This window comes from Paenibacillus ottowii (assembly GCF_006874425.1).
In the GTDB taxonomy this organism is placed as follows: domain Bacteria; phylum Bacillota; class Bacilli; order Paenibacillales; family Paenibacillaceae; genus Paenibacillus; species Paenibacillus ottowii.
Genome location: NZ_VIJZ01000025.1, coordinates 1 through 5,020, shown reverse-complemented (window position 1 = coordinate 5,020; position 5,020 = coordinate 1). Strand labels below are relative to the sequence as shown.

The 5,020-nt window shown below is 44.4% G+C and carries 4 protein-coding genes, 10 tRNA genes and 1 rRNA gene; 3 read left to right on the top strand and 12 right to left on the bottom strand.

The annotated features are described in order from the left end of the window. Positions 1–85: ribosomal RNA gene (locus FKV70_RS25735) — 16S ribosomal RNA — on the bottom strand; the annotation flags it as partial. Positions 86–499: 414 nt separating this feature from the next. Next, entirely contained in the window at positions 500–1,240 is a 741-nt protein-coding gene (locus FKV70_RS25730; protein ID WP_142614966.1) for a Crp/Fnr family transcriptional regulator, read from the bottom strand. 300 nt (positions 1,241–1,540) lie between these two features. On the opposite strand from FKV70_RS25730, the gene FKV70_RS25725 reads away from it, so the two are divergent. The 3 genes from FKV70_RS25725 to FKV70_RS25715 all read left to right on the top strand — a co-directional run bounded on the left by FKV70_RS25725 (position 1,541) and on the right by FKV70_RS25715 (position 3,881). Continuing rightward, complete coding sequence (locus FKV70_RS25725) at positions 1,541–1,990, top strand: GAF domain-containing protein (RefSeq protein ID WP_142614965.1); 450 nt, start codon at positions 1,541–1,543, stop codon at positions 1,988–1,990. A gap of 141 nt (positions 1,991–2,131) precedes the next feature. After that, positions 2,132–2,785 carry a response regulator gene (locus FKV70_RS25720; protein WP_016818376.1) on the top strand — a complete coding sequence of 218 codons (654 nt, stop codon included), beginning with the start codon at positions 2,132–2,134 and terminating at the stop codon, positions 2,783–2,785. Further along, on the top strand, positions 2,778–3,881 hold the full coding sequence (locus FKV70_RS25715; RefSeq protein WP_142614964.1) for a PAS domain-containing sensor histidine kinase: 1,104 nt from the start codon (positions 2,778–2,780) through the stop codon (positions 3,879–3,881). The genes FKV70_RS25720 and FKV70_RS25715 overlap by 8 nt, the downstream gene beginning before the upstream one ends. A 209-nt stretch (positions 3,882–4,090) precedes the next feature. On the opposite strand, the gene FKV70_RS25710 is transcribed toward FKV70_RS25715, so the two are convergent. From FKV70_RS25710 to FKV70_RS25665, 10 genes are all read right to left on the bottom strand, one after another. After that, a tRNA-Gly gene (locus FKV70_RS25710) sits at positions 4,091–4,161 on the bottom strand. Positions 4,162–4,170: 9 nt separating this feature from the next. Continuing rightward, positions 4,171–4,244, bottom strand: a tRNA-Pro gene (locus tag FKV70_RS25705). Between the two features lie 23 nt (positions 4,245–4,267). Then, a tRNA-Arg gene (locus FKV70_RS25700) sits at positions 4,268–4,344 on the bottom strand. Between the two features lie 26 nt (positions 4,345–4,370). Further along, a tRNA-Cys gene (locus tag FKV70_RS25695) sits at positions 4,371–4,441 on the bottom strand. 10 nt (positions 4,442–4,451) lie between these two features. After that, positions 4,452–4,526 (bottom strand) — tRNA-Gly (locus FKV70_RS25690). A gap of 6 nt (positions 4,527–4,532) precedes the next feature. Next, positions 4,533–4,620 (bottom strand) — tRNA-Leu (locus FKV70_RS25685). A gap of 15 nt (positions 4,621–4,635) precedes the next feature. After that, positions 4,636–4,711 (bottom strand) — tRNA-Lys (locus FKV70_RS25680). A gap of 4 nt (positions 4,712–4,715) precedes the next feature. Beyond that, a tRNA-Gln gene (locus FKV70_RS25675) sits at positions 4,716–4,790 on the bottom strand. 18 nt (positions 4,791–4,808) lie between these two features. Further along, positions 4,809–4,881 (bottom strand) — tRNA-His (locus FKV70_RS25670). 17 nt (positions 4,882–4,898) lie between these two features. Then, positions 4,899–4,984 (bottom strand) — tRNA-Tyr (locus tag FKV70_RS25665). Between the last annotated feature and the right edge of the window lie 36 nt (positions 4,985–5,020).

Sequence of the window (5,020 nt, the reverse complement as noted above, 5' to 3'; positions counted from 1 at the left end):
AAGCTTCTAAATAACCCCGCTCGACTTGCATGTATTAGGCACGCCGCCAGCGTTCGTCCTGAGCCAGGATCAAACTCTCCATTAAAGACCAACCGAAGCTAGTTTATTAAAAGAGCGATTAGCTCATTTTGAAACTGACGAGATAAAATATCTCATGTTTGATTTTGCGAACAAAATCAGTTTACTCACTCGTTGTTCAGTTTTCAAAGATCAAACTTTTTCTTCACCGCATTTTTCAGCAGCTATAAGATTATATCATGTTCGTTTCAAAAATGCAAGGGTTATTTTTTTCTCCTTTTTACGAAGATCATTTCGCCCTATTTATTATCTTCTGAAACGGCTGTTTTGTTGTCAGCTCAAATAATATATCATTTTGAACTACAAATTACAACTTGTAATAAATTACAATTCCCATGATGCTCGTTCCTTTTATTTGCTTATGGTCAGAACTTACAATTAGACGGAGTTTTTTAGCCCCCGCCTAACGATACTCATCATTCTATAGTCTACAAATCTCATGGGCACATTGACCATACGAAGGACAACAGCACATGCCACGCAACACTTTGAGGTCATGAATAACGATTTTTCCGTCTCTCGTATCCAGAGTTCCCTGCTCTTTTAACGAGCTTAGCATCCGGTTCACACTTTCGCGCGTTGCTCCAATCATCTCACCTAGTTCGGAGTGACTTAGCTTCATATTTAGTAAAATGCCATCTTTCACAGCAACACCACATGTATTACTTGCACGGATCAATGTAGACGCTAGTGCCCCTGTTTTGCCATACAATAGTAAGTCTCGAAACCGTGATTGCATAATCCGTTGTTTCATCGCCATCCACTGTATAAACTGAAGTGCCATCTCCCCATTTTTAGACAGAAGAGATTCCAGATCCTTAACAAACACGACACCTAACTCACACACATCGGCTGTTTCTGCAGTGCAACTATACTCTTCTCCATCTATCCCACTAAACTCCCCGATCAAATCGCCTTGATGCTGAATAGTTAGAATCAATTCTTTGCCATCTTCTGTCGATTTACGGAGTTTAACATGACCTGAATGTATATAATAAAGCTGCTCCGCATCATCACCCTCCCTGAAAAGCATAACGCCTGCCTTTACCTTCTTCCAGGACATGATATCTTTTAACAGCTCAAAATACTCTTCCGTCAGAAAAAGTTGAATTCCCGTGCGCTGTGCTTCGTCCCCAAACCGTTCCATACAAGTGGCTTGCATATTAGCGTCCTCCTCGTGTTTACCTGATATCCTTATCATAATATTTTGATGGTTGGGTTGTTATCGGGAGAACACCTGATTTTGCACCTCCCTACTCCCTGATTTGCAGTGATAAATATCACTTCCAAGATTATCTAACTGCCTATTTTATCGCTCCTTCCCTTATAAATTACCCACTCTAATGAAAAGTCAGTGTTTCCTGAACCTATAGATCAGGGGGTTCCCTGAATTACTTTTATACCTGTCGGAATTACAATAAATTAGAGCTACAGTTTGGTTAAGAAAAAGGATGTGTCTTCTATGCTGCAAATAACGGATGAAATGCGAAAAGAACTAAACCAGTTGCGAAATCATATTCATGGGGATCTCACTGCCCTTGCATTTATGTCCAAGTCAGGGGGTAAGTTACATTGGTATTATGCCTCCGGCAGTCGAAACAACCGCTATCGCCTTATCTCTTTTAAAGTCGGGCATGGGGTTGCCGGGATGGCTGTTCGTCTGGGACGTACTGTAACCGTTAGCGCTTTAATATCAGGTAGTATACGTTTACGCCAAGAGTGTGCGCTTATGCTGGCCGAACAGTTACATTCTGCAGTAGCCATTCCCTTTTCCAGTACGGGAGACTTGCCCAATGGTGTGCTACTTCTTGGTAACCGTGAAGTGAGAACATTCAGCGATTCTGATGTAGCCCAAGCGACTCAAGTCGCTCATCGCCTTGGCCAGCTATGTGCCCTCCCTCTCACTCCATAAATTGATAATTGAATATAAAATAAATTATAAAATAAGTCCATATGAACGGATCATCTAACGATCTCTGTTGATTGAAATCCCTAAAATTTGCTATGATTATGACAAAACGCACGGTTTTTTACCGTTCGAGGGGATGACTAATTGATTCGTATACTTGTAGTGGATGATCATGTTGTCGTACGTTCTGGCCTCATGGCCCTATTGGACGGCAAAAACGGTATTAAGGTAGTAGGAGATGCAGCAGACGGGGATGAGGCGATCCGCAAAGCAGTGGAACTACAACCTAATGTTGTGCTCATGGATTTTAGTATGCCACCTGGCAAAGATGGCCTCACCGCAACCACTGAGTTAAAAAAACAGTTGCCAGATACAGAAGTGCTTATTTTAACAATGCATGACGACGAAGAATATTTGTTCCGAGCCATTCAAGCCGGAGCATCTGGATATATTTTGAAAAGTGCGCCTCACGAGGAATTACTCGCTGCCATCCAGTCTGTGGCCGAAGGTAGTGCCTATCTCTACCCCAATGCAACCAAACGCCTGATGAGTGAATACTTGGACAAAATCAAACAAGAAGGCATAGCTGGACCATATGAATCCCTGTCTGAGCGGGAAAAGGAGATCCTCTCATGGGTAGCCAAAGGATATGCCAACAAGGAAATTGCCGAACACCTGGTGATCAGCGTCAAAACCGTAGAGTCCCATAAAAGCAACCTTATGGAGAAGCTTAACCTGAAGACACGACCTGAGTTGGTCAAATTTGCACTGAAAAAGGGGCTGCTCCATTATGAATGAACCTTCTAACCCTCTACTGTTGCCTGACTTTGAGGAATCTACCGATAAACTGCTGGGTGATTTGGAAAATCACGTACTAGATTCCCCTTTTCTTCATGAACTGCGTAATTCACTCCACCAGCTATCCAATCTCAAATTTGCTTTAGATACCTCTTCCATCGTTGCTCTGACCGATCATCGAGGCATTATTCAGTACGTAAACGATAAGTTCTGTGAAATTTCGCAATATACTCGTGAAGAATTGATCGGGCAGGATCATCGTCTCATTAATTCGGGCTATCATACCCCCGCCTTTATGAAGAACCTGTGGACTACAATCCGTTCAGGTAAGGTATGGCAGGGAGAAATACGGAATCGTGCTAAAGATAACAGCTACTACTGGGTGAATACTACGATCGTTCCATTTATGAACGACGAAGGTAAACCCTACCAGTACTTAGCGATCCGCAATGAAGTAACTAAATTAAAAAAAGTAGAAGCAGAGCTTCAAACCATGATGACGCAAGTCATGCAAATACAGGAGGAAGAGCGTAAACGTTTTTCAAGAGAACTTCATGATGGGATTGGGCAAAGCCTGTTTTCACTTATTATTCAACTAGATAGCCAACTAGCCGAACAGCCCAGTGATACTTTAGAAAATCTGCGCACACAGGTAACCGACATCATCAAAGATGTTCGTGGTCTAGCATGGGAACTCCGTCCCTCCGTTCTGGATGATTTAGGCGTAGTGCCAGCCTTACGAACCTATATTGAAAACTTCTGCTCTCATTATGGAATCGAAGTGCATTTTCAATGTACTTTACGTAAACGCCTTGATATCCGAAAGGAGATAGCAATCTATAGAATTGTACAGGAAGCACTAACGAATGTGGCCAAGTACGCAGATGTAGCAGAAGCATACGTTGATGTAGAGGATCAAGACGAAATAATAAAAGTAATTATTCGGGATGAGGGTATCGGCTTCTCTGGAGAATCCAAAGGAGAGGGAGTTGGATTGTTCAGCATGGAAGAACGAGCTAGAGGAGTGGGCGGCTTCATGAGCATGACCTCTGCACCAAATCAGGGAACCTCCATCCAACTAACCATTCCAGTGTAAAATCTGTATACTAAATCAGTTATCGGTGTATCTCTCTTCCCCTGCAGGAACAGGAGAGATACACCGATGGCAAGTACTAACGATAGCACTCACTTTATGCAATCTATGGAATATAAATGCACAAAAAAAGAGAGAGCTCTGTCCCCAGACAGGCTCTCTTTATTTATAAGGTGTCACCACTGAGGCAACAAGAATCCGCTATAGCAAAAAGCGGGTGATGGGAATCGAACCCACGCTACCAGCTTGGAAGGCTGGAGTTCTACCATTGAACTACACCCGCAAATCAGTATCGGGATGACACGATTTGAACATGCGACCCCCTGGTCCCAAACCAGGTGCTCTACCAAGCTGAGCTACATCCCGACATTATACATTTTTTTAAGAAATGGCGCGCCCTGAGAGATTCGAACTCCCGGCCTTTTGATTCGTAGTCAAACGCTCTATCCAGCTGAGCTAAGGGCGCATATTAAATTCCATAATGAGCAGTCAAGGCGCCACCCAGATTTGAACTGGGGATGAAGCTTTTGCAGAGCTTTTCCTTACCACTTGGCTATGGCGCCGTATGGATAATGGAGCGGACGACGGGAATCGAACCCGCGACCCTCGCCTTGGCAAGGCGATGCTCTACCGCTGAGCCACGTCCGCAAAATATGGTGCGGTCGAGAGGACTCGAACCTCCACGGGGGGTTAGCCCACACGGACCTGAACCGTGCGCGTCTGCCAATTCCGCCACGACCGCAAAACAATTTATTAATGGTGAGCCATGAAGGACTCGAACCTTCGACACCCTGATTAAAAGTCAGGTGCTCTACCAACTGAGCTAATGGCTCTTAATGGCTGGGGATATAGGATTTGAACCTATGCATGACGGAGTCAAAGTCCGTTGCCTTACCGCTTGGCTAATCCCCATTAGATTAAGAATCAAAGGGCGGCCGATGGGGCTTGAACCCACGAATGCCGGAGTCACAGTCCGGTGCGTTAACCACTTCGCCACGACCGCCATATGATTATAAAAACTGGTGGAGGATGATGGATTCGAACCACCGAACCCGTAAGGGAGCAGATTTACAGTCTGATGCGTTTGGCCACTTCGCTAATCCTCCAAAATGGTGCCGGCGAGAGGACTTGAACCCCCAACC

Excerpts from the sequence above, each read along its gene's own strand:
- FKV70_RS25730 (WP_142614966.1), bottom strand. The coding sequence starts at position 1,240 with ATGCAAGCCACTTGTATGGAACGGTTTGGGGACGAAGCACAGCGCACG.
- FKV70_RS25725 (WP_142614965.1), top strand. The coding sequence starts at position 1,541 with ATGCTGCAAATAACGGATGAAATGCGAAAAGAACTAAACCAGTTGCGA.
- FKV70_RS25715 (WP_142614964.1), top strand. The coding sequence starts at position 2,778 with ATGAATGAACCTTCTAACCCTCTACTGTTGCCTGACTTTGAGGAATCT.